The organism is Streptomyces sp. 2A115 (genome assembly GCF_052245575.1).
Classification (GTDB): Bacteria; Actinomycetota; Actinomycetes; order Streptomycetales; family Streptomycetaceae; genus Streptomyces.
This window is the reverse complement of sequence record NZ_JBQQCG010000026.1, coordinates 48,807-74,880: the sequence shown is the minus strand read 5'-3', so window position 1 is coordinate 74,880 and position 26,074 is coordinate 48,807. Positions and strand designations below refer to the sequence as shown.

26 protein-coding genes, 1 tRNA gene and 1 pseudogene are annotated in these 26,074 nt (G+C 69.1%); 16 read left to right on the top strand and 12 right to left on the bottom strand.

Features of this window, described 5'->3' with window-relative positions:
- Positions 1-70: 70 nt before the first annotated feature.
- From acs to ACTWQR_RS23380, 5 genes and pseudogenes are all read left to right on the top strand, one after another.
- Positions 71-2,118, top strand: a pseudogene (gene acs, locus ACTWQR_RS23400) (acetate--CoA ligase).
- A 225-nt stretch (positions 2,119-2,343) separates the two neighbouring features.
- Entirely contained in the window at positions 2,344-3,765 is a 1,422-nt protein-coding gene (gene nhaA / locus ACTWQR_RS23395; RefSeq protein WP_443229087.1) for a Na+/H+ antiporter NhaA, read from the top strand.
- A gap of 89 nt (positions 3,766-3,854) precedes the next feature.
- Positions 3,855-4,343 (top strand): phage holin family protein, encoded by a 489-nt coding sequence (locus ACTWQR_RS23390; RefSeq protein WP_443229086.1) that lies wholly within the window; start codon positions 3,855-3,857, stop codon positions 4,341-4,343.
- Positions 4,340-5,302, top strand: coding sequence for an alpha/beta fold hydrolase (locus ACTWQR_RS23385; protein WP_443229085.1), 963 nt, complete (start codon positions 4,340-4,342; stop codon positions 5,300-5,302). Before ACTWQR_RS23390 ends, ACTWQR_RS23385 begins: the two co-directional genes overlap by 4 nt.
- 156 nt (positions 5,303-5,458) lie before the next feature.
- Positions 5,459-5,638: a hypothetical protein gene (locus ACTWQR_RS23380; RefSeq protein ID WP_443229084.1), complete on the top strand. Its 180-nt coding sequence runs from the start codon at positions 5,459-5,461 to the stop codon at positions 5,636-5,638.
- A gap of 13 nt (positions 5,639-5,651) precedes the next feature.
- Here ACTWQR_RS23380 and ACTWQR_RS23375 read toward each other — a convergent pair whose 3' ends face one another.
- The 3 genes from ACTWQR_RS23375 to nth are packed head-to-tail and all read right to left on the bottom strand — an operon-like array spanning position 5,652 to position 8,674.
- On the bottom strand, positions 5,652-6,851 hold the full coding sequence (locus ACTWQR_RS23375; RefSeq protein WP_443229083.1) for a MarP family serine protease: 1,200 nt from the start codon (positions 6,849-6,851) through the stop codon (positions 5,652-5,654).
- A gap of 13 nt (positions 6,852-6,864) precedes the next feature.
- Complete coding sequence (locus ACTWQR_RS23370) at positions 6,865-7,593, bottom strand: NUDIX hydrolase (RefSeq protein ID WP_443229082.1); 729 nt, start codon at positions 7,591-7,593, stop codon at positions 6,865-6,867.
- 52 nt (positions 7,594-7,645) lie between these two features.
- The gene (gene nth / locus ACTWQR_RS23365) at positions 7,646-8,674 is read right to left on the bottom strand and encodes an endonuclease III (RefSeq protein WP_443229120.1); all 1,029 of its coding nucleotides are present in this window, start codon (positions 8,672-8,674) and stop codon (positions 7,646-7,648) included.
- Positions 8,675-9,075: 401 nt separating this feature from the next.
- On the opposite strand from nth, the gene ACTWQR_RS23360 reads away from it, so the two are divergent.
- Both ACTWQR_RS23360 and ACTWQR_RS23355 read left to right on the top strand, forming a co-directional pair.
- A complete protein-coding gene (locus tag ACTWQR_RS23360; protein ID WP_010986016.1) occupies positions 9,076-9,750 on the top strand; it encodes a Crp/Fnr family transcriptional regulator in 675 nt (224 codons plus the stop codon).
- A gap of 250 nt (positions 9,751-10,000) precedes the next feature.
- Positions 10,001-10,816, top strand: coding sequence for a nucleotidyltransferase domain-containing protein (locus ACTWQR_RS23355; RefSeq protein ID WP_443229081.1), 816 nt, complete (start codon positions 10,001-10,003; stop codon positions 10,814-10,816).
- Here the strand turns inward: ACTWQR_RS23355 and ACTWQR_RS23350 are convergent.
- From ACTWQR_RS23350 to ACTWQR_RS23335, 4 genes are all read right to left on the bottom strand, one after another.
- Positions 10,813-11,643, bottom strand: coding sequence for an MBL fold metallo-hydrolase (locus ACTWQR_RS23350; protein WP_443229080.1), 831 nt, complete (start codon positions 11,641-11,643; stop codon positions 10,813-10,815). The genes ACTWQR_RS23355 and ACTWQR_RS23350 overlap by 4 nt on opposite strands.
- The gene (locus ACTWQR_RS23345; RefSeq protein WP_443229079.1) at positions 11,640-12,509 is read right to left on the bottom strand and encodes an NUDIX hydrolase; all 870 of its coding nucleotides are present in this window, start codon (positions 12,507-12,509) and stop codon (positions 11,640-11,642) included. The genes ACTWQR_RS23350 and ACTWQR_RS23345 overlap by 4 nt, the downstream gene beginning before the upstream one ends.
- A gap of 112 nt (positions 12,510-12,621) precedes the next feature.
- The gene (locus ACTWQR_RS23340) at positions 12,622-13,089 is read right to left on the bottom strand and encodes a RidA family protein (protein WP_443229078.1); all 468 of its coding nucleotides are present in this window, start codon (positions 13,087-13,089) and stop codon (positions 12,622-12,624) included.
- The gene (locus ACTWQR_RS23335; protein ID WP_443229077.1) at positions 13,086-13,247 is read right to left on the bottom strand and encodes a DUF4177 domain-containing protein; all 162 of its coding nucleotides are present in this window, start codon (positions 13,245-13,247) and stop codon (positions 13,086-13,088) included. The genes ACTWQR_RS23340 and ACTWQR_RS23335 overlap by 4 nt, the downstream gene beginning before the upstream one ends.
- A gap of 94 nt (positions 13,248-13,341) precedes the next feature.
- On the opposite strand from ACTWQR_RS23335, the gene ACTWQR_RS23330 reads away from it, so the two are divergent.
- Positions 13,342-14,319 carry an ArsA-related P-loop ATPase gene (locus tag ACTWQR_RS23330; protein ID WP_443229076.1) on the top strand — a complete coding sequence of 326 codons (978 nt, stop codon included), beginning with the start codon at positions 13,342-13,344 and terminating at the stop codon, positions 14,317-14,319.
- Positions 14,316-15,728, top strand: coding sequence for an ArsA family ATPase (locus ACTWQR_RS23325; RefSeq protein WP_443229075.1), 1,413 nt, complete (start codon positions 14,316-14,318; stop codon positions 15,726-15,728). The genes ACTWQR_RS23330 and ACTWQR_RS23325 overlap by 4 nt, the downstream gene beginning before the upstream one ends.
- Positions 15,729-15,856: 128 nt before the next feature.
- On the opposite strand, the gene wblA is transcribed toward ACTWQR_RS23325, so the two are convergent.
- Positions 15,857-16,195 (bottom strand): transcriptional regulator WblA, encoded by a 339-nt coding sequence (wblA, locus tag ACTWQR_RS23320; protein WP_033321758.1) that lies wholly within the window; start codon positions 16,193-16,195, stop codon positions 15,857-15,859.
- 409 nt (positions 16,196-16,604) lie between these two features.
- Here wblA and ACTWQR_RS23315 point away from each other — a divergent pair, with 409 nt between their 5' ends.
- A complete protein-coding gene (locus tag ACTWQR_RS23315; protein WP_443229074.1) occupies positions 16,605-18,893 on the top strand; it encodes a transglycosylase domain-containing protein in 2,289 nt (762 codons plus the stop codon).
- A 247-nt stretch (positions 18,894-19,140) separates the two neighbouring features.
- Here ACTWQR_RS23315 and ACTWQR_RS23310 read toward each other — a convergent pair whose 3' ends face one another.
- A complete protein-coding gene (locus ACTWQR_RS23310; protein ID WP_443229073.1) occupies positions 19,141-19,605 on the bottom strand; it encodes a GatB/YqeY domain-containing protein in 465 nt (154 codons plus the stop codon).
- Between the two features lie 124 nt (positions 19,606-19,729).
- On the opposite strand from ACTWQR_RS23310, the gene ACTWQR_RS23305 reads away from it, so the two are divergent.
- The 3 genes from ACTWQR_RS23305 to ACTWQR_RS23295 all read left to right on the top strand — a co-directional run bounded on the left by ACTWQR_RS23305 (position 19,730) and on the right by ACTWQR_RS23295 (position 21,759).
- On the top strand, positions 19,730-20,665 hold the full coding sequence (locus ACTWQR_RS23305; protein WP_443229072.1) for a metallophosphoesterase: 936 nt from the start codon (positions 19,730-19,732) through the stop codon (positions 20,663-20,665).
- Positions 20,666-20,821: 156 nt separating this feature from the next.
- Complete coding sequence (locus tag ACTWQR_RS23300) at positions 20,822-21,634, top strand: Pr6Pr family membrane protein (protein WP_443229071.1); 813 nt, start codon at positions 20,822-20,824, stop codon at positions 21,632-21,634.
- A 51-nt stretch (positions 21,635-21,685) separates the two neighbouring features.
- Positions 21,686-21,759, top strand: a tRNA-Pro gene (locus tag ACTWQR_RS23295).
- A 108-nt stretch (positions 21,760-21,867) separates the two neighbouring features.
- On the opposite strand, the gene ACTWQR_RS23290 is transcribed toward ACTWQR_RS23295, so the two are convergent.
- Both ACTWQR_RS23290 and ACTWQR_RS23285 read right to left on the bottom strand, forming a co-directional pair.
- Positions 21,868-22,002 (bottom strand): hypothetical protein, encoded by a 135-nt coding sequence (locus ACTWQR_RS23290; RefSeq protein ID WP_443229070.1) that lies wholly within the window; start codon positions 22,000-22,002, stop codon positions 21,868-21,870.
- 405 nt (positions 22,003-22,407) lie between these two features.
- On the bottom strand, positions 22,408-23,124 hold the full coding sequence (locus tag ACTWQR_RS23285; protein WP_443229119.1) for an SDR family oxidoreductase: 717 nt from the start codon (positions 23,122-23,124) through the stop codon (positions 22,408-22,410).
- A gap of 122 nt (positions 23,125-23,246) precedes the next feature.
- Here ACTWQR_RS23285 and ACTWQR_RS23280 point away from each other — a divergent pair, with 122 nt between their 5' ends.
- Positions 23,247-23,666 (top strand): MerR family transcriptional regulator, encoded by a 420-nt coding sequence (locus ACTWQR_RS23280; RefSeq protein WP_443229069.1) that lies wholly within the window; start codon positions 23,247-23,249, stop codon positions 23,664-23,666.
- Here ACTWQR_RS23280 and ACTWQR_RS23275 read toward each other — a convergent pair whose 3' ends face one another.
- Positions 23,667-24,161, bottom strand: a complete 495-nt coding sequence (locus tag ACTWQR_RS23275) for a hypothetical protein (protein ID WP_443229068.1) — start codon at positions 24,159-24,161, stop codon at positions 23,667-23,669.
- Between the two features lie 265 nt (positions 24,162-24,426).
- On the opposite strand from ACTWQR_RS23275, the gene ACTWQR_RS23270 reads away from it, so the two are divergent.
- Together ACTWQR_RS23270 and ACTWQR_RS23265 are read left to right on the top strand one after the other, a co-directional pair.
- Positions 24,427-24,900 carry a hypothetical protein gene (locus ACTWQR_RS23270; RefSeq protein ID WP_443229067.1) on the top strand — a complete coding sequence of 158 codons (474 nt, stop codon included), beginning with the start codon at positions 24,427-24,429 and terminating at the stop codon, positions 24,898-24,900.
- Between the two features lie 113 nt (positions 24,901-25,013).
- A complete protein-coding gene (locus tag ACTWQR_RS23265; protein WP_443229066.1) occupies positions 25,014-25,577 on the top strand; it encodes a dihydrofolate reductase family protein in 564 nt (187 codons plus the stop codon).
- The last annotated feature ends 497 nt before the right edge of the window (positions 25,578-26,074 follow it).

Here is a 26,074-nt window from a genome sequence, read left to right as displayed (position 1 = left end):
CAGGATCTCGCACACAGGTCTAAACCAATTCTCGGACGGCCCTTGTCACCAGGGGTCCACGTCTGATGAGCTGGCCCGGGACACAACGGACACCCTGGGAAAGGGAGATGTCGTGAGCAACGAAAGCCTGGCCAACCTGCCGGAGGAGACGGGACAGTGAGCGAGAACCCTTCCCTCTCCAACCTGCTCAAAGAAGAGCGCAGGTTCGCGCCGCCTGCCGACCTGGCCGCCAACGCCAACGTCACGGCGGAGGCGTACGAACAGGCCAAGGCTGACAGGCTCGGTTTCTGGGCCGAGCAGGCCCGTCGGCTGACCTGGGCCACCGAGCCGACCGAGACGCTGGACTGGTCGAACCCGCCGTTCGCCAAGTGGTTCAAGGACGGCAAGCTCAACGTCGCGTACAACTGCGTGGACCGGCATGTGGAGGCCGGCCACGGCGACCGCGTCGCGATTCACTTCGAGGGGGAGCCCGGCGACAGCCGAGCGATCACCTACGCCGAGCTCAAGGACGAGGTCTCCAGGGCCGCGAACGCCCTCACGGAGCTCGGAGTCGAGAAGGGCGACCGGGTCGCCATCTATCTGCCGATGATTCCCGAGGCCGTCGTCTCGATGCTGGCCTGCGCCCGCATCGGCGCCGCGCACTCAGTCGTCTTCGGCGGCTTCTCGGCCGACGCCATCGCGACCCGCATCGAGGACGCCGACGCCAAGCTGGTCATCACCTCCGACGGCGGCTACCGGCGCGGCAAGCCGTCCGCGCTCAAGCCGGCCGTCGACGACGCGGTCGCCCGGGTCGCCGGTGTCGAGAAGGTACTCGTCGTGCGCCGTACGGGCCAGGAGGTCGCCTGGACCGAGGGCCGCGACGTCTGGTGGCACGAGATCACGGGCAAGCAGTCCGCCGAGCACACGCCCGAGGCGTTCGACGCCGAGCAGCCGCTGTTCATCCTCTACACCTCGGGGACGACGGGTAAGCCGAAGGGCATCCTGCACACCTCCGGCGGCTACCTCACCCAGACCGCGTACACCCACCACGCCGTCTTCGACCTCAAGCCGGAGACCGACGTCTACTGGTGCACGGCCGACATCGGCTGGGTGACGGGCCACTCGTACATCACGTACGGGCCACTCGCGAACGGCGCGACGCAGGTGATGTACGAGGGCACGCCGGACACCCCGCACCAGGGGCGGTTCTGGGAGATCGTGCAGAAGTACGGCGTGACGATCCTCTACACCGCGCCCACGGTCATCCGGATGTTCATGAAGTGGGGCGACGACATCCCCGCGAAGTTCGACCTGTCCAGCCTGCGCGTGCTCGGCTCCGTCGGTGAGCCGATCAACCCGGAGGCGTGGATGTGGTACCGCAAGCGCATCGGCGACGACCGCGCCCCGGTCGTGGACACCTGGTGGCAGACCGAGACCGGCTCGATGATGATCTCGCCGCTGCCGGGTGTGACCGAGACGAAGCCGGGGTCCGCGCAGCGTCCGCTGCCGGGCATCTCCGCGACCGTCGTCGACGACGAGGCGCGGGAAGTGCCGAACGGCGGCGGTGGCTACCTCGTGCTCACCGAGCCGTGGCCGTCGATGCTGCGCACCATCTGGGGCGACGACCAGCGGTTCCTCGACACGTACTGGTCGCGGTTCGAGGGCAAGTACTTCGCCGGGGACGGTGCCAAGAAGGACGAGGACGGCGACATCTGGCTGCTCGGCCGGGTGGACGACGTGATGCTCGTGTCCGGGCACAACATCTCCACCACCGAGGTCGAGTCGGCGCTCGTCTCGCACCCGTCGGTCGCCGAGGCGGCGGTCGTGGGCGCGGCCGACGAGACGACCGGGCAGGCGATCGTGGCCTTCGTGATCCTGCGCGGGACAGCTTCCGCCGAGGACGAGGGTCTGGTGGCCGGGCTGCGCAACCACGTGGGTACGGTCCTCGGCCCGATCGCCAAGCCCAAGCGGATCCTGCCGGTGGCGGAGCTGCCGAAGACCCGCTCCGGCAAGATCATGCGCCGGCTGCTGCGTGACGTCGCGGAGAACCGCCAGCTCGGTGACGTGACGACGCTCACGGACTCCACGGTGATGGACCTCATCCAGGCGAAACTCCCGGCGGCGCCCAGCGAGGACTGAACCCGTAGCGAGTAGGAACCACCCATAGGGGCACCCGGCGCCGGACGCGCCGGGTGCTCTCTTTGCGTCTAGCGTGAAGATCACCGGGCAGGTCCGGCGGCTTAGACAAGCCCAGGAACTTAGGTAAGCTAAGGAAGACGTCAACAACGCGACAGAGGAATCAGGTGCGCCGGGAAGTCTGGTCGGCATGTGCTCAGTGCTGCCCACCGACCGGAGGTCGACCCCGTGTCCGCGCCCACTCCCGCCCCCGCTCCTCCCCGCAAAGACCGCAAGGTCCTCGGACGGCTCTCGCTCCCCGAGCGGAACTTCGTCGCGGACGCGCTGCGCGCCGAGACGGTCGGCGGCATCCTGCTCCTCGCCGCCGCGATCGCCGCGCTGATCTGGGCGAACGGCCCGCTGCGGGAGAGTTACGAGTCCGTCCGCGACTTCCACATCGGACCCGCCTCGCTCGGCCTGGACCTCTCCGTCGAGCACTGGGCCGCCGACGGGCTTCTGGCGGTCTTCTTCTTCGTCGCGGGCATCGAGCTCAAGCGCGAGCTGGTCGCCGGTGACCTGAGGGACCCGAAGGCCGCCGCGCTCCCGGTCGTCGCCGCGCTCTGCGGCATGGCCGTGCCCGCGCTCGTCTACACCCTCGTCAGCGCCACCGGCGGCGGCTCGCTCGACGGCTGGGCCGTACCGACCGCGACCGACATCGCCTTCGCGCTCGCCGTCCTCGCCGTCATCGGTACGTCGCTGCCGAGCGCCCTGCGCGCCTTCCTGCTCACGCTCGCCGTTGTCGACGACCTCTTCGCCATCCTGATCATCGCGGTCTTCTTCACCGACGACCTGGACTTCGCCGCGCTCGGCGGCGCCGTCGTCGGCCTCGCCGTCTTCTGGCTGCTGCTGAGGAAGGGCGTACGCGGCTGGTACGTGTACGTGCCGCTCGCGCTGGTCATCTGGGGGCTGATGTACAACAGCGGCATCCACGCCACCGTCGCCGGTGTCGCGATGGGCCTGATGCTGCGCTGCACTCCCCGCGAGGAGGAAGGCGAGGAGCACTCCCCCGGTGAGCACATCGAACATCTCGTACGTCCCCTGTCGGCGGGCCTCGCCGTGCCGCTGTTCGCGTTGTTCAGCGCCGGGGTCGCGATCTCCGGCGACTCGGTCTCCGACGTCTTCAGCAAGCCCGAGACCCTCGGTGTCGTGCTCGGTCTGGTCGTCGGCAAGGCGGTCGGCATCTTCGGCGGCACCTGGCTGACGGCCCGCTTCACCAGGGCGTCGCTCTCCGAGGACCTCGCCTGGCCCGACGTGTTCGCGGTGTCCTCGCTCGCGGGCATCGGCTTCACCGTCTCGCTGCTCATCGGCGAACTCGCCTTCGAGGGCGACGCGTCGCTCACCGACGAGGTCAAGGCCGCCGTCCTCATCGGCTCCGTGATCGCGGCCGTCCTGTCGGGGACGCTGCTGAAGATACGCAACGGCAAGTACCGCAAGCTGTGCGAGGACGAGGAGCGCGACGAGGACCACGACGGCATCCCGGACATCTACGAGGTGGACAGCCCGGCCTACCACTTGCGGATGGCCGACATCTACGAGCGGAAGGCCGCCGAACACCGAAGGCTTGCCGAAGTGATGGCCGGGGCAAGCGAGGAGAACGACGGTCCGGCATGATCTGACACGCACGGTCCGACACGTACGCAAAACGCCCCACAGAACTACGGCCCAAGACAGCGGCACCTCAACACAACAGGGAGAACGCGATGAGCGCACCCGACGGCAGCCCGGTCGGCGCCGAACGCAGCATCGGCCAGCTGTTCGCCTCGGCGACGACCGAGATGTCCGCGCTGGTGCACGACGAGATCGCACTGGCGAAGGCGCAGCTCAAACGGGACGTCAAGCGCGGCGCGGTCGGCGGTGGCGCGTTCGCCGCGGCCGGGGCGGTGCTGATCTTCTCCCTGCCGATGCTGAGCTTCGCCCTGGCATACGGCATCCGCACCTGGAGCGACTGGAACCTGGCGGTCTGCTTCCTGCTGTCGTTCGCCGCGAACGTGGTGGTGGCCGGGGCCCTCGCGCTGATCGGCGTGGTCTTCGCGAAGAAGGCCAAGAAGGGGCAGGGTCCGCAGAAGACCGCGGCTTCGGTCAAGGAGTCGGCCGCCGTACTGCAGAGCGTGAAGCCGCACCCCCGTGAGACGAGCCCGGCGGATCGGGTCGGTGAGAGCGCCAAGGCTGTGGCACGCTCGTCCTCATGACGGGCTCCTTCCCTGCGGGGCAATCACCTTGGGCGCAACCCACCTCGGCCGTACGGCTCGACGTTCCCGGCGGGCGAGAGGTGACCCACCGGGACGTCGCCGCCAACGGCGCGCGCTTCCACATCGCCGAGATGGGCGACGGGCCACTGGTCCTGCTGCTGCACGGTTTCCCGCAGTTCTGGTGGACCTGGCGGCATCAACTGCCGGCACTCGCCGACGCGGGCTTCCGCGCGGTCGCGATGGACCTGCGGGGGGTCGGCGGCAGCGACCGCACCCCGCGCGGCTACGACCCGGCGAACCTCGCCCTCGACATCACCGGCGTCGTGCGGTCCCTCGGCGAACCCGACGCCGCGCTCGTCGGCCACGACCTCGGCGGCTATCTGGCGTGGACGGCGGCCGTGATGCGCCCCAAGCTCGTGCGCCGGCTCGCGGTCTCCTCGATGCCGCACCCCCGGCGCTGGCGCTCGGCGATGCTCTCGGACATGAAGCAGACCGCGGCCGGCTCGTACGTGTGGGGCTTCCAGCGGCCCTGGATCCCCGAGCGGCAACTCGTCGCCGACGAGAGCGCCCTGGTCGGCCGGCTCATCCGGGACTGGTCCGGGCCGCGGCAGCCGGACGACGAGGACGTGGAGACGTACCAGCGCGCGATGCGCATCCCGTCGACCGCGCACTGCGCGATCGAGCCGTACCGGTGGATGGTGCGCTCCATGGCACGCCCGGACGGAATCCAGTTCAACCGGCGCATGAAGCGGCCGTTGCGCGTGCCGACGCTGCATCTGCACGGCTCGCTCGACCCGGTGATGCGGACACGAAGCGCCGCGGGGTCCGGGGAGTACGTCGAAGCGCCGTACCGCTGGCGGCTGTTCGACGGTCTCGGTCACTTCCCGCACGAAGAGGATCCGGTGGCCTTCTCGACGGAGCTGGTGAACTGGCTGAAGGACCCCGAGCCCGACCGCTGAGGCGACCACTGAGGGTCGACCCGCCCCACGTCCTGCCCTTCCCGCGATACCGCCCGGCGAACAGCTGTGCTACGAACAGCCAAATGCCTGGCGCATAGGCCAATTGGGGGGTGTGGGGGCGGTTATGGACCTTGGGGCAGGGGCAGACGTCGGGGTATGGGCTGGACGCACGACTACAGTGACGCAGCACGAAACCGCCGCTCGGCCAGTGGCCTGAGCTCCCACCAGAGGGGCGCCCCGCAGATGCAGGGCACCGATCCTCGGCTGGGAATCCCGCACATTCTGAGGCGCCGGGCTCGCTGGGTCTCAGTACGCTTGCGTCACCCTCGCGGCTGAGTCCACCCCGGCCTCACAGCGCGCAGCTGTCGCTGTCCACCTGCTGGTTGGCGGTGCGGCCCCGGGCGATGTCCTCCTGGACCTCGTCCGCGGTGAGCGCGTAGCCCGTATCGGGGTCGTCGAGGGACTTCGCGAAGACCACGCCGTACACCTTGCCGTCCGCGGTGAGCAGCGGGCCGCCGGAGTTGCCCTGGCGCACGGTCGCGTAGAGCGAGTAGACGTCGCGGCGCACGGTGCCGCGGTGGTAGATGTCCGGGCCGTTGGCCGTGATGCGACCGCGCACGCGTGCGGCGTTGACCGTGTACGACCCGTTCTCCGGGAAGCCCGCGACGATCGCGCCGTCGCCGCTCCCCGCGTCCTTGGTGGTGAACTGCAGGGCGGGCGCGCGCAGATCCGGTACGTCGAGTACCGCGATGTCGCGCTCCCAGTCGTAGAGCACGACCTTCGCGGCGAGCCGCCTGCCCTCACCGCCTATCTGGACGTACGGCTCGTCGACGCCGCCCACCACGTGCGCGTTGGTCATCACTCGGCGCTCGCCGAAGACGAAGCCGGTGCCTTCGAGAACCTTGCCGCAGCTCTCGGCGGTGCCGGTGACCTTGACGATGGAGCGCTGGGCGCGGGCAGCGACCGGGCTGTTGGCGAGGGCCGGGTCGGGGGACCGCACCTCGTTGATCGGCTCGTTCGAGAAGGGGCTGAAGACCTGCGGGAAGCCGTTCTGCGCGAGGACCGAGGAGAAGTCCGCGAACCAGGTGTCGGCCTGCTCGGGCAGGGCCCGGGACACGCCGAGCAGCACCTTGGAGTTACGGACCTCCTTGCCGAGGGTCGGCAGTGTCGTACCGGCCAGGGCCGAGCCGATCAGCCAGGCCACGAGGAGCATCGCCACGACGTTGACGAGGGCGCCGCCCGTGGCGTCCAGAGCGCGGGCCGGGGACCAAGTGATGTACCGGCGCAGCTTGTTGCCGAGGTGGGTGGTCAGGGCCTGGCCGACGGAGGCGCAGACGATCACGACGACCACGGCGACGACGGCCGCGGTCGTACCCACTTCCGCGTCGTCCGTCACCGCCCCCCAGACGACGGGTAGGAGGTAGACCGCGACGAGGCCGCCGCCCAGGAAGCCGATCACCGACAGGATGCCGACGACGAACCCCTGGCGATAGCCCACGATCGCGAACCACACGGCGGCGACCAGCAACAGGATGTCCAGCACGTTCACGAAGGCCACCCTGTCATGCGCGCCAGTCGAGCGGGACCTGCTTGTCCCGGTCCCAAGGTCGCTCCCAGCCCGAGTAGTGCAGGAGGCGGTCGATGATTCCGGCCGTGAAGCCCCAGACGAGGGCGGATTCGACCAGGAATGCCGGACCTCGGTGGCCGCTGGGGTGGACCGTCGTCGCGCGGTTGGCCGGATCCGTGAGATCCGCCACGGGAACCGTGAAGACCCGGGCCGTCTCGTTCGGATCGACCACGCCGACCGGGGTCGGCTCGCGCCACCAGCCCAGCACCGGGGTGACCACGAAGCCGCTCACCGGGATGTAGAGCTTCGGGAGCACGCCGAAGAGCTGGACTCCGCCGGGGTTCAACCCGGTCTCCTCCTCGGCCTCGCGGAGAGCGGCCCGAAGCGGCCCGTCGGCCTTCGGGTCGCCGTCCTCGGGGTCGAGGGCGCCGCCGGGGAAGGACGGCTGCCCGGCGTGTGACCTGAGCGAGCTGGCGCGCTCCATGAGCAGCAGTTCGGGGCCGCGCTCGCCGTCACCGAACAGGATCAGTACGGCGGACTGGCGGCCCGCGCCGTCCGCGGGGGGCAGGAAGCGGCTCAGCTGGAGCGGCTCCACCGTCTCCACGGCGCGCACCACCGGGTCCAGCCAGCCGGGCAGACCGTCCTTGGTCAGGTCCACATCTCCGCCCCGCATGTCGTGCGTACCGCCGCCCTGTCTGTCGTGCGTATGGCTCGCGTGCGTCATCGCCACCCCCGTTCTGCTGATCTCAACGCCTGCGGGTCCGCAGAACGTTCCGTCATCCGGCCCCCATCGGAGGCTCTCCCGGAACGGGAGCCCCCAGCGGCGGTGCGGGGATGCCGCCCGCGTCCAGGTACGCCTGCGGCGGGTTGAGGCGCTGGCCCGGGAAGCCGCCCTTCTCGTACTTCAGGAGCTTCTTCGCCTTGTCCGGGTCCGTCTCGCCCTCCCCGTACGCCGGGCAGAGCGGGGCGATCGGGCAGGCGCCGCAGGCGGGCTTGCGGGCGTGGCAGATGCGGCGGCCGTGGAAGATCACGTGGTGCGAGAGCATCGTCCACTCGCTCTTCGGGAAGAGCGCGCCGACGGCCGCCTCGATCTTGTCCGGCTCCTTCGCGTCGGTCCACTGCCAGCGCCGTACGAGCCGCTGGAAGTGTGTGTCCACGGTGAGTCCGGGTCGCCCGAAAGCGTTGCCCAACACCACGAAGGCGGTCTTGCGGCCCACTCCGGGGAGCTTGACGAGGTCTTCGAGTCGGCCGGGGACCTCGCCGCCGAAGTCGTCCCGCAGGGCCTTGGAGAGCCCTATCACCGACTTGGTCTTGGCCCGGAAGAACCCGGTCGGCCGGAGGATCTCCTCGACCTCCTCCGGGTTCGCCTCGGCCAGGTCCTCGGGGGTGGGGTACTTGGCGAAGAGCGCCGGCGTCGTCTGGTTCACCCTCAGGTCGGTCGTCTGGGCCGACAGGACGGTGGCGAGCACGAGTTGGAAGGGGTTCTCGAAGTCCAGCTCCGGATGCGCGTACGGATACACCTCGGCGAGCTCGCGGTTGATACGGCGAGCCCGGCGGACGAGAGCGGTGCGGGACTCGTTCCGGGGAGGTTTGGCGGGGGTCACTTTGGTCGGAGTCACTTCGGTGGGCGCGACCTTCTTCGCGGGTGCGGGCTTCTTGGCGGGCGACTTGGACGGTGCGCTCTTCCTGGCGGTCTTCTCTGCGGCCTTCTTGGTGGTCTTCCTGGCGGCCTTCTCCGGCGCGGCGGCCTTCTTGGCGGCGGCGGCTTTCCTGGCGGACGCCGCCTTCCTGGCGGACGCGGCCATCTCCGTCGCCGCAACCCCCGCGGCCTTCCCCGCGGCCCCTGCCGACCTCTTCACCGACCTCTTCACCGACCCCGACGCTGCCGCTTTTGTCGTTTTCTTCGCTCCGTCGGGGCCCTGTTCGCCCACAGCGGAATCGCGACGTACAACCACCCGCCCAGCCCCCTTGGCCTGTGCTCTCACCGGCGATTTGGACACTCGGCCAGCCTAAAGCCCACCGCTGACATCCGCCCCGACCCTCGTAGATCGGCCCCCAATTGGCCCCCTGCCGCACTGCCTGGGACTCCAGTGCGGCAGACTTGTGACTGATCACACTGTTTGGACCGTCCGGCAAGATGGGGAGCACGGTCCCCTGGTACACCGGGGAGCAAGATCCCCTGAGCAGGTCGACAAGGAGAGAACTCGTGGACGACGTTCTGCGGCGCGCCCCGCTCTTCGCGGCGCTCGATGACGAGCAGGCCGCGGAGCTCCGCGCCTCCATGAGTGAGGTGACCCTCGCGCGCGGTGACGCTCTCTTTCACGAGGGCGACCCGGGTGACCGCCTGTACGTGGTCACCGAGGGCAAGGTGAAGCTCCACCGCACATCCCCCGACGGCCGCGAGAACATGCTGGCGGTCCTCGGCCCCGGCGAGCTCATCGGCGAGCTGTCGCTGTTCGACCCGGGCCCGCGCACAGCGACCGCCACCGCGCTGACCGAGGTCAAGCTGCTCGGCCTCGGCCACGGCGACCTCCAGCCCTGGCTGAACGTGCGGCCCGAGGTGGCCGCAGCACTGCTGCGCGCCGTCGCCCGGCGCCTGCGCAAGACCAACGACCAGATGTCCGACCTGGTCTTCTCCGACGTCCCGGGCCGCGTGGCCCGCGCGCTCCTGGACCTCTCGCGCCGCTTCGGCGTGCAGTCCGAGGAGGGCATCCACGTCGTGCACGACCTGACGCAGGAGGAGCTGGCCCAGCTGGTCGGCGCCTCCCGCGAGACGGTCAACAAGGCACTCGCCGACTTCGCGGGCCGCGGCTGGCTCCGCCTGGAGGCCCGCGCGGTGATCCTGCTGGACGTGGAGCGGCTGGCGAAGCGCTCGCGCTGATTTCGTACGCACCTGGAGGACCCCGCTGTACAGCGGGGTCCTCCAGGTGCGACGGGGCAGCGCCGCTCGGCGTGCCGACTGTGGAAGTCCCGGAAGAGCGACCCGAGCCAGCCGCTGAGGGTCGGGCCGACGGAGGAGAGCACCGCTCTGGTGTTTCCGCTGAGGTTTCCGCTGGTGTTTCCGCTGGAATGACGTGATCCACGTCTGAAAATGACATGACCCCGTACCGCCGTCGATGCACAGTGTTCCCATGCGGAACACGGGGCTCGACGCCCAGGGATACATCGAACGCGAAGGTTCCCTGGGGCGGGTCCCTCGCGCGTTCCGGCCCGTCGTGGCGGCGGCCCGCGAGCGGCTGCTGGACGTCTTCGGCCCGCGGATGACGAGCGCGTACCTCTACGGTTCGATTCCGCGCGGCACGGCGCGCGTGGGCCGCTCCGATCTCGATCTGCTGCTCGCCCTGCGCGAGGAGCCCACGGAGGCGGACCGGGCGGACGCGCGGACGCTCGACGACGCGCTCGACAAGGAGTTCCCGGAGATCGACGGTGTCGGGACCCTGCTCGTCAGCCGGGCGCAGGTGCTGAGCGACCTGGAGACGTACGACCTCGGGTGGTTCGTCGCCTGCCTGTGTACGCCACTGCTGGGCGAGGACCTCGCCGAGGACCTGCCGCGCTACCGGCCCGACTCACTTCTCGCCCGCGAGACCAACGGCGACCTCGGGCTCCACCTGGCCCGCTGGCGCGAGCGGATCGCCGAGGCCGGCGACTCGAAGGAAGCCCAGCGGCCCCTCGTGCGCTTCATGTCACGCCGTCTCGTCCGCACCGGCTTCACTCTGGTCATGCCCCGCTGGAACGGCTGGACGAGCGATCTGGCGGAGATGGCCGAGGCGTTCGGCGCGTACTACCCGGAGCGTGCCGCACAGATGCGGCAGGCGGCCGTCCTCGGATACGAGCCGGGCGGCGACCCCGACGTCCTGCACGCGTACGTCGAGAACCTCGGGCCATGGCTGGCCGAGGAGTACGCGCGCGTGCACGGCGTCAAGGCCCCACGAGACCGGCGGGTCTAGATGAGCCCGTGCTCCTGGAGATAGTCCAGCTGCGCCCGTACCGACAGCTCCGCCGCCGGCCACAAGGACCGGTCGACGTCGGCGTAGACATGGGCGACGACCTCGGACGGGCTCGTGTAGCCGTCCTCGACGGCCGTCTCGACCTGGGCGAGGCGGTGGGCGCGGTGGGCGAGGTAGAACTCGACGGCGCCCTGGGCGTCGTCCAGGACGGGCCCGTGGCCCGGCAGCACCGTGTGCACGCCGTCGTCGACCGTCAGGGACCTGAGCCGCCGCAGGGAGTCCAGGTAGTCGCCGAGGCGCCCGTCCGGGTGCGCGACGACCGTGGTGCCCCGCCCGAGGATCGTGTCGCCGGTCAGGACGGCCCGGTCGGCGGGCAGATGGAAGCAGAGCGAGTCGGCGGTGTGCCCCGGTGTCGGCACCACACGCAGCTCCAGGCCGCCCGTCCTGACCACGTGCCCGGCGGCCAGACCCTCGTCGCCGAGCCGCAGCGCCGGGTCGAGCGCCCGCACCTTCGTGCCCGTCAGCTCCGCGAACCGCGCGGCGCCCTCCGCGTGGTCCGGATGCCCATGGGTCAGCAGCGTCAGCGCGACCCGCTTGCCGGCCTTCTCGGCAGAGTCCAGGACGTTCCGCAGGTGTACGTCGTCCAGGGGTCCCGGGTCGATCACCACCGCCAGCTCGGAGTCCGGCTCGGCCACGATCCAGGTGTTCGTGCCGTCCAGGGTCATCGCGGAGGCGTTGGGGGCGAGGACGTTGACGGCTCGTGGGGTGGCGGGGCCGGACAGCACCCCGCCACGTGGCTGGCCGGGCAGGGCTGCGGCGTCGGTCATGCGGGGGCTCCACCGGTCGGAATGTGCTTGGTGAACTCGTCGTGGCCGGGCCAGCTGAGGACCAGCTCGCCGTCCTCCAGGCGGGCCTTGGCCAGAACCGGGGTCAGATCCCGCCCGGGTGCGGCGGCGAGGGCCTCGGCGGCGGTGCCGTACGCGCGCAGCTGGCGCAGCGTCGCGACGGTGGGCGGCATCATCAGGAGGTCGCCCTTGTCGTACGCGGCCGCCGCGTCCTGGGGGCGGATCCAGACGGTGCGGTCGGCCTCCGTGGAGGCGTTGCGGGTGCGCTGGCCCTCCGGGAGGGCGGCCACGAAGAACCACGTGTCGTAGCGGCGGGGCTCGAACTCCGGGGTGATCCAGCGCGTCCAGGCACCGAGGAGGTCGGAGCGCAGGACGAGGCCACGGCGGTCGAGGAACTCCGCGAAGGAGAAGTCACGGGCGACCAGGGCCGCGCGGTCCGCCTCCCATCCCTCCCCCGTGGTGTCGCCGACCACGGTGTCCGGGGTGGCTCCCGCGAGCAGGACGCCCGCCTCCTCGTACGTCTCGCGCACCGCCGCGCAGACGATCGCCTGGGCGGAGGTCTCGTCGACGTCGAGCCGGGAGGCCCACCACGCGCGCGTGGGGCCCGCCCAGCCGATCTGACGGTCGTCGTCCCGGGGGTCGACGCCGCCGCCGGGATACGCGTACGCGCCTCCGGCGAAGGCCATGGAGGCGCGTCTGCGCAGCATGTGCACGGCGGGGGTGGAGTCGGTGTCCCTGAGCAGCATGACGGTGGCGGCCCGCTTGGGGACGACCGGTGTGAGCGTGCCCTCCGCGAGTGCGCGGATCCTCTCGGGCCACTCCGGTGGGTACCACTGCCCATTCGCCATGGGCGGAGGCTATCCCGGAGTGAGCTGATGTTCGAGAGGCAACAATCGGCTCCCCGAAGAGCTCACTCCGCTGGAGAGCCCCGTTCGCCGGAGAGCCCCCATGGAGGTACGCCTACGCCTCGGTCAGCTCCACCTGGACCTCGACCTCCACCGGCGAGTCCAGCGGGAGCACGGCCACACCGACCGCGCTGCGCGCGTGCACGCCCTTGTCGCCGAGGACCTCGCCCAGAAGCTCGCTCGCCCCGTTCAGGACGCCGGGCTGGCCCGTGAAGTCCGAGGCCGAGGCCACGAAGCCGACGACCTTCACGACGCGCGCGACGCGGTCGAGGTCACCCGCGACCGACTTGACCGCGGCGAGGGCGTTCAGGGCGCACGTACGGGCCAGTTCCTTGGCCTCCTCCGGCGTGACCTCCGCGCCCACCTTGCCGGTGACCGGAAGCTTGCCGTCCACCATCGGGAGCTGGCCGGAGGTGTACACGTACACACCCGACTGCACCGCGGGCTGGTACGCGGCCAGCGGCGGCACGACAGCCGGCAGCGTCAGCCCGAGTTCGGCCAGCTTCGCCTCGACGGCGCTCACGCGGCCTTCTCCCGCTTCAGGTAGGCGACGAGCTGCTCAGGGTTGTTCGGCCCGGGCACGACCTGGACGAGCTCCCAGCCGTCCTCGCCCCAGGTGTCCAGAATCTGCTTCGTGGCATGGACGAGCAGCGGCACGGTCACGTATTCCCACTTGGTCATGAGGCGACTTTAGTCGCTGCCGTCCGCCGCCTTCCGCACACGTTGTCCACAGCCTCCTGCGTAGTCCGGCCGCAGACTGGTTAGGCTCGAATACGTGAGCAGGCTCCAGGTGGTCAGCGGCAAGGGCGGTACCGGCAAGACGACGGTCGCCGCGGCCCTCGCGCTCGCCCTCGCGACCGAGGGCAAGCGCGCCCTTCTGGTCGAGGTCGAGGGCAGACAGGGCATCGCGCAGCTCTTCGAAGCAGAAGCGCTGCCCTATGAGGAGCGGAAGATCGCCGTCGCTCCCGGTGGCGGGGAGGTGTATGCCCTGGCCATCGACGCCGAACTGGCGCTTCTGGACTACCTCCAGATGTTCTACAAGCTCGGTGGCGCCGGACGTGCCCTGAAGAAGCTCGGCGCCATCGACTTCGCGACGACCATCGCGCCGGGTGTGCGGGACGTGCTGCTGACCGGGAAGGCCTGCGAGGCGGTCCGCCGCAAGGACAAGAACGGGCGCTTCGCGTACGACTACGTGGTGATGGACGCCCCACCGACCGGGCGGATCACGCGCTTCCTGAACGTGAACAAAGAGGTGGCCGGGCTCGCCAAGATCGGCCCGATACACAATCAGGCGCAGGCCGTCATGCGGGTGCTCAAGTCGCCCGAGACGGCGGTTCACCTGGTGGCCCTGCTGGAGGAGATGCCCGTCCAGGAGACCGTGGACGGCATCTCCGATCTGCGCGCCGCTGACCTGCCGGTGGGTCGGATCATCGTGAACATGGTGCGGCCCGCGATCCTCGACGAGGCCGACCTGGATCTCACGCGCGAGGCACCGCGCACGGCCGTCGCCAAGTCGCTGTCCGCCGCCGGACTCGGCGGCGCACGCCGCGGCGGGGTCGCCGAGCGGCTGGTGGATCCGCTGCTGACCCAGGCCGGGGAGTACGCCGAGCGGTACGCGCTGGAACGCGAGCAGCGGGCCGTACTCCAGGAACTGGGCCTCCCGCTGCACGAACTCCCACTGCTCGCCGAGGGAATGGACCTCGCGGGCCTGTACGAACTCGCCACGGAACTGCGTCAGCAAGGGATCTCATGAGCCAGGACCCGGCCCGCGCATACGATCCGGCCCACGCGCGCGACGCCGCCCGCGGGCACGACCTCGCCCACACACACGACCCCCGCGCCATCGACTCCGCCCGCGTCCTCGACGTCGACCCGCTGCTCGACGACCCGAAGACCCGCATCGTGGTCTGCTGCGGCTCGGGCGGCGTCGGCAAGACGACCACCGCGGCGGCCCTCGGGCTGCGCGCGGCGGAGCGTGGCCGCAAGGTGGTCGTCCTCACCATCGACCCGGCGCGCAGGCTCGCCCAGTCGATGGGCATCGACGCGCTCGACAACACCCCGCGCCGCGTGAAGGGCGTCGACGACTCCGCGGACGGCGAGCTGCACGCGATGATGCTCGACATGAAGCGCACCTTCGACGAGATCGTCGAGGCGCACGCGGACCGCGAGCGGGCGGCCGTGATCCTCAACAACCCCTTCTACCAGTCGCTTTCGGCGGGCTTCGCGGGCACGCAGGAGTACATGGCGATGGAGAAGCTGGGGCAGCTGAGGGCTCGCGACGAGTGGGACCTCATCGTCGTCGACACCCCGCCCTCGCGCTCGGCGCTGGACTTCCTCGACGCCCCGAGCCGACTCGGGTCGTTCCTGGACGGCAAGTTGATCCGGCTGCTGACCGCGCCGGCGAAGCTGGGCGGCCGCGCGGGGATGAAGTTCCTGAACGTCGGGATGTCGATGATGACCGGCACCCTGGGCAAGCTCCTCGGCGGCCAGCTCCTCAAGGACGTCCAGACGTTCGTGGCCGCCATGGACACCACCTTCGGTGGCTTCCGCACCCGCGCGGACGCCACGTACAAGCTCCTCCAGGCGCCCGGGACGGCGTTCCTGGTCGTCGCGGCCCCTGAGCGGGACGCGCTGCGCGAGGCTGCCTACTTCGTGGAGCGGCTGGCCGCCGAGGACATGCCGCTGGCGGGTCTCGTGCTGAACCGTGTCCACGGCAGCGGCGCCGCTCAGCTGTCCGCCGAGCGCGCGCTCGCCGCCGCGGAGAACCTTGATCTCACGGCCGTGGAAAATCTTGCCGAAGCCCGCATTGTGGATCAGGTGGACGGGAAAGCTGGACTTCGTAACTCTCCCGACACGTACGGCAGTTCAGAATCTCCCGCTACCGAGGCAACCGCACCCACCGCACCTTCCGGTTCCGAAGATGGCTCCCCCGCCCCGGACCGGACAGTCGACCAACTCACCGCAGGCCTGTTGAGGCTGCACGCCGAGCGCATGCAGCTGCTCTCCCGCGAGCAGCGCACACGTGACCGCTTCACCTCGCTCCACCCCGAAGTGGCGGTGGCCGAAGTGGCCGCGCTGCCCGGCGATGTGCACGACCTCGCGGGGCTGCGGGACATCGGGAACCGGCTCGCGGCCGGTACCTCGCCGACCGGAGCTGCGTAAGCCTCTCGGGGCCGCGGGGCCCCAGGTGCGACAGGGCCGTGTGGGCCCCTGACGCGGTGCGTGCAGGGTCACGTGGACCCGGGACGCGTACGGGGCCGCTGTGGACCCCGATGGCATGCGGAGGGCGGTCAGCCCACCGCCGCGTAGTGCTCGTACACCTCTTCCTCGTCGAGAGGCAGGATCCCCGCCCCTCGCTCGTACTCCGTACGCGCGGTTTCGAGCAGCCTGCGCCAAGAGGTGACGGTGGGCCGCCTGCGCAGCAGTGCGCGGCGCTCCCGCTCCGTCATTCCTCCCCACACGCCGAACTCGACGCGGTTGTCCAGCGCGTCGGCCAGGCACTCCGTCCGCACCGGGCATCCGGTGCACACCGCCTTGGCCCTGTTCTGCGCTGCTCCTTGAACGAACAGTTCATCCGGATCGGTAGTGCGGCAGGCCGCCTGCGCACTCCAGTCGGTTACCCAGCCCATACCGGCGCCGTCCTCTCCCGAATCGAGGCTCCCCCACGGCGGCAGCGGCATATTCACCGCCGCCAGTTGAGGACGTTACGGAAGGAGGGCACAGTCAACCAGCCCCTTGGGGCCCAATCTTGAATGGCCCGAATGGACTATGCGTACGCGACAGATCACCCAACGGAGTGACCCGACGACATACGTGACCTTCCCGGCGAACCGGGACAGTTGAGTTGAGTCACAACGGACGCCAGATGACACATGAGGCGGATTCAGGCACGTCCCCAACAAAAAAGTTGAGTGCCGACCGAAACGATTCGGGGTCGCCGGACGTATTGATACGTAGCCCTGCTTGCTGTGACAGTTGAGAGCAGCTTAGGCCAAGGCCTATACGTGTGTCCGGCGAATGAGAACGTAGGCTGCCCCTATGCCAAACAAGCGCTCGGGTGGTGGTCTGTCCCCAACTCAGCAGGCCGCCAAGTTCCTCGGTGTCAGTGTGCTCGCAGGAGCCGTCATGGCCGGAATCGCGGTGCCCGCGGTGGGCGCGCTCGGTCTCGCGGCGAAGGGATCCGTCGAGGGATTCGACGAGATCCCGGCCAACCTGAAGCGGCCACCGCTGAGCCAGCGCACCACGATCCTGGACAACCAGGGCGGGAACATCGCCACGGTCTACTCACGCGACCGCACGGTGGTCGACCTCAAGAACATCTCCCCGTACATGCAGAACGCGATCGTCGCCATCGAGGACTCGCGCTTCTACGAGCACGGCGCGATCGACCTCAAGGGCGTCCTGCGCGCCCTCAACAAGAACGCGCAGAGCGGCGGCGTCTCACAGGGCGCCTCCACGCTCACGCAGCAGTACGTGAAGAACGTCTTCGTGGAGGAGGCCGGCGATGACGCGACGAAGATCGCCCAGGCCACCCAGCAGACCCTCGGCCGCAAGGTCAAGGAACTGAAGTTCGCGATCCAGGTCGAGGAAGAGCTCGGCAAGAAGAAGATCCTCGAGAACTACCTGAACATCACGTTCTTCGGACAGCAGGCCTACGGCGTCGAGGCCGCGTCCCAGCGCTACTTCTCCAAGTCCGCCAAGGACCTGAAGCTGCAGGAGGCCGCGCTGCTCGCCGGCATCGTCCAGTCGCCGAGCCGGTACGACCCGGTCAACGACGAGGAGGAGGCCACGAAGCGGCGCAACACCGTGCTGCAGCGCATGGCCGACGTCAAGGACATCTCCCAGGCGGAGGCCGACGCGGCCAAGGAGAAACCGCTCGGCCTGAAGGTCAGCAAGCCCAACAACGGCTGCATCACGGCGGTCAAGAACGCCAGCTTCTTCTGTGACTACGTCCGCGAGGTCTTCCTGACCGACCCGGTCTTCGGCAAGACCAAGGAGGCCCGGTCCAAGGTCTGGAACCAGGGCGGTCTGACGATCCGTACGACGCTCGACCCGCAGTCCCAGGAGTCGGTGCAGGCGTCCCTCAAGGCTCACATCTACAAGAAGGACAAGGTCGCGGCGGCGTCGACGCTCGTCGAGCCCGGCTCCGGCAAGATCCTGGCGATGGGCCAGTCGAAGCCGTACGGCTACGGCAAGAACGAGACGGAGTACAACTACTCGGTCAACGCGAAGATGGGCGGCTCGAACTTCGGCTTCCCGACGGGTTCGACGTTCAAGCCGTTCCTGGCCGCGGCCGCTCTGGAGGAGGGCAAGCCCGCCAACCAGGTCTATCCCGCGCCGTACGAGATGCTGTATCCCGACAGCGTGTCGGCGTGCGACGGGAAGACCTGGCGCAGGGAGGGCGAGGTCAAGGTCGAGAACGAGGACGAGTCGGAGGTTGGCCCGTACGGGCTGCAGGAGGCCATGGCCAAGTCGGTCAACACCTACTTCGTGCAGATGCTCGAGGACACGGGCATGTGCCCGGTGGTGAAGATGACCGACAAGCTGGGCGTGGTGCAGGGCAACGGCACCAAGGTGCCCGAGGTGCCCGCCTCGCTCACCCTCGGCTCCACCGGCCTCTCGCCGCTGACCATGGCGAGCGCGTACGCGGCCTTCGCCAACCGGGGCACGTACTGCACGCCGGTCGCGATCGAGTCGATCAGCCAGCAGCTCGGCGGTGAGAAGAAGTCGCTCAAGGTGCCGAAGTCGACGTGCTCGCGCGCGATGTCGGAGTCCACCGCGGACATGATCAACGCGCTGCTCAGCGGCGTGGTCGACTCCGGTACGGGCCAGCAGGCCGGTCTCACCGACCGGGACAACGCGGGTAAGACCGGTACGACGGACTTCCGCAAGAACGCCTGGTTCGTGGGCTACACGCCGAAACTGTCCGGCGCTGTCTGGGTCGGCAGCGCCACCCAGAAGGTCAAGATGGTGAACATCACGATCGGCGGCGAGTGGCACGAGAAGGTCTTCGGCGGCGCGGTGCCCGGACCGATCTGGAAGGACGCCATGACCGGCGCCCTCGCGGGCAGGGACTCCGGAACCTTCAACAACGTCAGCATCCCCGAGGTCGAGCGCCCCCGGGACAAGGACCGCGAAGACGGGGACAACGGGGACGGCGACAACAACGGCAACGGCAACGGCAACGGTGGGAACGACGACAACGGGAACGACGGCGGCACCGACGGTGGCGCCTTCCCCGATCCGACCATCTCGATTCCGGAGGACTGGACGATCGGGGGGAACGGGAACGGCGGGAACGGGAACGGCGGCGGGAACTTTCCGTAGGCCGGGTTCCGTGGGCCGGGTTCCGTGGGCCGGGTTCCGTGGGCCGGGTTCCGTGGGCCGGGTTCCGTGGGCCGGGTCCCTTAGCCTCCCTTAGCCCTGTAGTCCTGTAGTCCTGTACGAAGAAGAGGCGGGCGTCCCCTAGTGGTTGGGGGCGTCCGCCTCTTTCTCTTGGTGCTCTTCGTACTCTTGGTGCTTGGTGCTTGGTGCTTGGCGCTTTTGGTGCTCTTCGTGCGGGATCCGGTCGGCCTCAGCCCGCGAGCTGCTTCTTGACCAGCGCGGCGACGCGGCCACCCTCGGCCAGGCCGGCCACCTTCGGGTTCACGATCTTCATGACCTGGCCCATGGCGCGGGGGCCCTCGGCGCCGGCCGCCTTCGCCTCCTCGACGGCCTGCGTGACGATCTGCCGGAGCTCGTCGTCGGAGAGCTGCTTGGGCAGGTACTCGGCGAGGACCTCGCCCTCCGCCTTCTCACGCTCGGCCGACTCGGGGCGGCCGCCCTGCGCGAAGGCCTCGGCCGCCTCCCGGCGCTTCTTCGCCTCCTTGGCGATCACCTTCTGCACCTCGTCGTCGGAGAGCTCGCGCTTCTCCTTGCCCGCGACCTCCTCGTTCGTGATCGCGGAGAGGGTCAGCCGGAGCGTCGAGGAGCGGAGCTCGTCACGCTCCTTGATCGCGGCGTTGAGGTCTGCCTTCAGCTTCGACTTGAGCGTGGTCATGGGTTGATTGTCGCAGGTACGGTGCGACGGCTGCCCGTTGATTTCGGGCGGCGGCTCCGTGGGGTGCTTTCGGGCGGCGGTTCCGGCGGAGCCGGGTGTCCGTGCCGTCTGACACGATGGACGTATGCGCGCGCGATACGGAGTACCCCTGGGAATCGTGGCGGCCGGCGCCGCCGGTCTGCTCTACTCGGCGGGTTTCGAGACCCGCTTCTTCCGCCTGCGGCGGGTGACGGTCCCGGTGTTGCCGCCCGGGATGCGGCCGCTGCGCGTGCTCCAGGTCTCCGACATCCACATGGTGAGCGGCCAGCGCAAGAAGCAGCGCTGGCTGCGCTCGCTGGCCGGGCTGCGCCCGGACTTCGTCATCAACACCGGGGACAACCTCTCCGATCCGGAGGGCGTACCGGAGGTTCTGGACGCCCTCGGGCCTCTGATGGAGTTCCCGGGCGCGTACGTGTTCGGCTCGAACGACTACTACGGGCCCAAACCCCGCAACCCCGCCCGTTACTTGTTCGAGAAGACACAGGGGCGGCACGGGCTGAACGGCAACGCGCCCGTCGTCGGCGCGATCCACAACCCGTGGGAACCGCTGCGCGAAGGCTTCGACTCGGCCGGCTGGCTGAACCTCACGAACGTACGCGGCACCCTCAAGATCGACGGCTACGAGATCGAGCTGACCGGGCTCGACGACCCGCACATCAAGCGCGACCGGTACGCGCGCGTGGCAGGCGGCCCGTCGGACTCTGCCGACTTCTCGATGGGCATCGTGCACGCTCCGTACCTGCGCGCGCTCGACGCCTTCACCGCGGACGGCTACCCGCTGATCCTGGCCGGCCACACTCACGGCGGCCAGCTGTGCCTCCCCTTCTACGGGGCCTTCGTGACCAACTGCGACCTGGACACGGACCGGGTGAAGGGGCTGTCCACCCACACGGAGGAGGCTTCCGGGCGGACGTCGTACATGCACGTGTCGGCGGGGTGCGGGACGAGCCGGTACACGCCGGTACGGTTCGCCTGCCCGCCGGAGGCGACGTTGTTGACGTTGGTGGGGCGAGACGACTGACGTCGGCGGGGCGAGACTGACGCCGGCGGGCCGCGGCTGACCCCGGCGGCCAGAGCTGACGGTGGCGGGCCGGGCTGACCGGTCGTGGAGCGAGGGCGACCCTCGACCGGTTCAATCCGGATCGCCCCATTTGTCCGCCCCGCTTAGCGTGAGGGCATGACCGCTCCCATACCCGCGGACATCCCGGACATCCCCGCGATCCCCGGTATAGCCGCCAGCGCCGCCGCCACCACCGCCTCCGTCGTCCCGGCCGACGCGGTGGTCCCCCGCGTACGCCGCCCCTTCGTCGCCGCCTTCCGCCTGCTCATCGCACTGACGGCGGCCGCGGGCATCACGCTCGACCTGCTCCTGGGCAGCCCACCGCGAGTCCTGAGCTACTTCGCGATCCAGACCGCCCTCCTGGTGACGGTGGTGTTCACGCTCTCGGCCCGACGGGCGTGGACGGCCCGCCGCCCGCTGCCACCGTCCGTCACCGCGTGCACGTTGCTGTACGCCGTGGCCACCGGCTTGGTCTACCACCTGATCCTGGCGAACGACGCGATCACGTTCTCCATGACGAGCGACGCCGGCGCCGGCGCGCTGACCGGCTGGCACGCGCTCACCAACCAGCTCCTGCACACGGTGATCCCCGTCGCCGCCGCACTGGACTGGCTCCTGCTGACCCGCCCGGGCCCGCTGCGCCCACAGGACGCGGCCGTCTGGCTCGTCTTCCCCGTCACGTACGTGGCCTTCGCCCTGACCCGAGGCGCGCTCCTACCACCGGACGCTCCGGCCCGCTACCTGTACCCCTTCCTTGACGTGCCCCAACGCGGCTACGTCGAAGTGCTCGGCAACGCCACCGTCCTCGGCCTCGCCTGCTACGCCCTCGCCGTCCTCCTCGTCGCCCTCGACCACATCCGCCCCGGCCCACGCCGCCGCCGACCTCCTGAAAACCGGATTTCGTCTCCGGCCACCGGTGGGCTAAAGTAAACGACGTCGCCACGGCACACACCACGCAAGTGGCCCGCCGAGCAGCGACATCGGGGTGTAGCGCAGCTTGGCAGCGCGCTTCGTTCGGGACGAAGAGGTCGTGGGTTCAAATCCCGCCACCCCGACAGCTAAGTAGCAGGTCAGAGGGCCCTTACCGGGTAGGTAAGGGCCCTCTCGTGTTGCTGCGTGACTAGCTGTGGTGGTCACGTTGGTTCCACGAACTCTCTCCATGGTCAGCTGTGCGGGAAGACGTCGAGCGGTTTCGGCGGCTGGCCGAAGGTGACGCGGTGATGGTTCAGGAAGTCGGCGAATGCCGCCCGGCGCTCGCGCTCGGAGGCCGTGCGTGCCAGCGCCAGCGTGCATACCACTTCGCCAGACAGCGGCGAGATTCCGGTCTAAGCGCCGACGTGCGCGATCGGCCGCCCGGCATCGATGCGCCGGCAAAGCCGCAACTGGCCCTCTTCAGCGGCGCGGTGGGACGCCCGGGCCACGTTTCCCCGTGTCGGCTGGGCATGCCGGACGGCAGCTGTGGCCGGGGGCGGCCGATGTTGTGCTGCATGCTGGGCACCTCATGCCACCGTCAACCGACTCGGCGGCCATCCATGGTGAACCGTTCCACAGGCAACGGCTTGATGGCCCCGGTCAGGGAGCCGATGTCGTGTTGTTCGCAGCGCGAGTTGTCCCCGAGTGGCCGCGGGACCCCGAGGCGGGCACCGGGTCCCGCTCGGGGCTGGGCGAGAACCGGCGCCGGGATCTGGGCGCACCGGGACGGGTCAGTTTTCAGACGGCGGGCTGTAGAGCTGCGCAGGATCACCCGAGAGGGCGGCCTTGACGAAGCGGCTGGGATCGTCGACCAGCACCTCGATGGCCCCGGCCTGCACGCCGTCGAGACTGGCTCGTGCGACATCGGCCGGGTCGATCTTGGGGGCGTCGCGTCCCGCCATCATGTCGGTGTCCGCGGCGCCCAGATGCACGCCCTGGACGAGCGTCTTCTGAGCGGCGAGCTCCACGCGCACGCCGTTGGTCATGTTCCACTCCGCGGCCTTGGCCACGGAATAGGATCCCGACCCTTCGGGGGTGGCAACCCACGAAAGCACGGAGAGAATGTTCACGATCGCCCCTCCACCGTTGGAGGCCAGGTGCGGAGCGAAGGCGCGAATGACCCGAAGCGTGCCGAAGAGGTGCGTTTCCAGGTCCTGCCGGATCTTGTCCAGGTCGTCGGTCAGTAGCTGCGCCCCGGTCGCGATGCCGGCATTGTTGACCAGCAACGTGATGTCTTGCGCCGCTGCGGCGGCGCCCAAGATCGATTTCTCGTCCAGCAGGTCCAGGTACAGCGGCGTGACTCGCGAATCGGAGGTGTCGATCAGCTCCGGACGGCGAGTCGCGGCGTATACCTTCTTGGCTCCCCGGGTCAGCAGCTGCTCGACGAAGCGCTGACCGATCCCGCGATTGGCTCCGGTCACGAGCGCGGTAGAACCAGCAATGTTCATGGTCATTCCCTTCAGCGGACGGAGGGACGATGTTCGCTTCCGTCCTGTGCCGCTTACGCTAAAACTTGACGTTGACGTCAAAGGCAAGTCGTGACAGCGACACCGCGAGAAGGAGGGGTGCCATGCGTATCGGAGAACTGGCCGGCAAGGCCGGAGTCAGTACGCGTGCCCTGCGCTACTACGAGGAGCAGGGCCTGCTGCGTCCCCAGCGCACGACCAGCGGTCAGCGCGTCTACGACGAGTCCGCCGTGGACCGTGTGGGGCTCATCCAGCAGCTCTACACAGCCGGTCTCGGCAGCCGCCTGATCGCCACCCTCCTGCCCTCCATCGACGCCCGATACGTCGGCCCCGAGCTGCTGGAATGTCTGCTCGACGAGCGCCTCCGCATCAACGCGAAGGTCGCCGAGTTGCAGGAAGCAGGCCTCCGACTCGACGTGCTGATCAATCTCGCCACGCACCCGAGTACAGGGTCGTGCCCGACCTCGCTCGACCAGGCGGTGACCCGAGAGTCCGTCCCGTCGGCCACTCCGGCACGGCCGTAACTACCGCAGGGTCAGGACGCAGAGCGAAAGACCCTCGTCGGGGTCCCCGACATATGTCCAGAGTTTCAGCGTCTTGCCGTCTCGCAGGGCCTTGTAGGTGGAGTTCACGCGGTCGGCTTCGAACGACACCGTTACGCTGCTCTGTCCCTCCCCGTCATCGTCGTCCCAGGTACCCGATCCCGACCGGGGTTCGTTCTCCGGCCCGTAGGCAGAGATGTCGTAATCACCGCAGACATCATCGGCAGTGAACGTTCCATCCGGCTTCAGCTCTAGCCTGCCGCCCGCGCCGTCGCCCCACATGGTCGCTGTCTGCGATCGGGGTAGCTCGACCGGCTTACCGTCAGGGACTGGCGGGAAGGCGAACCTGCCACATGCGACGAGGGCGAACGCGACGGGAACGAGGACCAGGACTGCCCGGTAGGAACGCAACTCACGCCACCCCAACACCTTCGGCGGGACACACGAACGACCCGGGTTCGACCAGTTATCGAGCACGCGCTCGTCATTTTGGCCTACTGGATACCAAACCCGAAGGTACCTACAACCGCAGCGGCAAGCAGTTCGAATAGGGCATGGGCGCCGCCACTGCTTTGCCACAGGTCAATACGGCAACCTCCGCTGGATCAACCGAGCCGCCCAAGCTGAGCGTCCGGCATCTACCCTCCGCTCATGGCCGGCGCGCTGTTCGCCAAGTACTCATGGCAACAGCCGCACGGCAGATGCCAGGTGGGCCCGGAACTACGACTGCGCCGGGCCCCACGTGAGTGTCCAACTGCGTGACAACGCCGACGAACACCGGCGGACGCCCGCGCACACCCGCGGACCAACGCCGAACCTGGACAACCACCTCGTGGTGGACCCCGCCGAGTTCGACTTCTACGCGATGGACTGCTACCGCCTGGTCGGTGAGGACAAGCTCGCGCGCACGCTCGCCGAAGAGCTGCTGAGGGTAGGAACGGACTTCGACGGCACCGACCGCTCGCCGATGCGTAACGCTGAAGCTCGCGTCACGCTGGGCGTCACGGCGGCACGTGAGGGCGACCTGGAGCAGGCATTGACTATGGGTGCGCGTGCCCTTGAGGGCGACCGCCAATCGGTGCCGTCGCTCATCATGACCAGGCGGGAACTCGCTGCCGAAATGCGACGCCGCTACGCCGCAGAACCTGCGGCGCAGGACTACCTCAATCGACTCCACACCCTGGCAGAGGAGAAGCCCGGTTTCCTGCCGCGGTGACGGAGCATCTGCTTGGCGTGGTGGTCAACTGGCCCTCAGTGTGGCCTGACCGATGAGTTTTGCGCGCCGTGCTGGTCTGTACGCCGAATACCGACTCACGGGAGGCTGACGCCATGCGGAAACTGACCTACGGCATGAACATGAGCCTGGACGGCTACATCGCCGCGCCTGGCGACGACCTCGGCTGGAGCGTGCCGAGCGACGAGCTGTTCCAGTGGTGGTCCGACCGGGTGGGCGCGACGGGCCTGGCGCTGTACGGGCGCAAGCTGTGGGAGACGATGAGCTCCCACTGGCCGACCGCCGACAAGCAGCCGGGTGCCACACCGGCGACGATCGAGTACGCCGGCCGCTGGCGGGACATGCCGAAGGTGGTGTTCTCCTCGACGACCCGCACGGTCGACTGGAACACCCGTCTGGTCACCGGCGACGCGGTCACCGAGATCACCAGACTCAAGGCCGAAGACGGCGGCCCCATGGACATCGCCGGTGCCACACTCGCCGCGGCGGCCATGCGGGCCGGGCTGATCGACGAGTACGCGATCGTCACCCATCCGGTCCTGGTGGGCGGCGGCACGCCGTTCTTCACAGCCCTGGACAACTGGGTGAACCTGAGCCTGTTGGAGACCCGGACGTTTCCCGACGGCATGGTGCTGACCAGGTACGAGACCAGGAGCTGACCGCGCGACTGGCGTCCGGGGTCATGCCACGTCGGAAGGTCGGTCGCCCTGCCTGATCACAGCTCTGACCAGCATCGAATGCAGCGTCACCGCAACTTCCCCGGGGGCCAAACAGAGGGCCAAGCGTCACAGCCGCGATCGGACGGTCCTGGACCGTAATGGACAGTGTCGGAGCCGAATAGGCAGGCCAGCGGCCCTCGAGGCAAGGCCTGGGCCCCCGTGATCGCGCTCGGGACGAAGAGGTCGTGGGCTCAAATCCCGCCACCCTGACAGCTGAAATAGCAGGTCAGGCCCGGTACTGAGAGATCAGTACCGGGCCTGGTTCGTTTTGTGGCGCCGTTCTGGGAGCCATTTGGGAGCCGACTTCGAGATTTGGCTTCCAGGAGAATCCCCGAACAGGTCGCCCTTGTAGTGGGCAGGGAGATAGTCGTCCAGCGGGCGGGGAGACAGTCGTCGCGGCGTCGCCGGCCCATAGCGCTGGGTCGGAACTGCGGGGG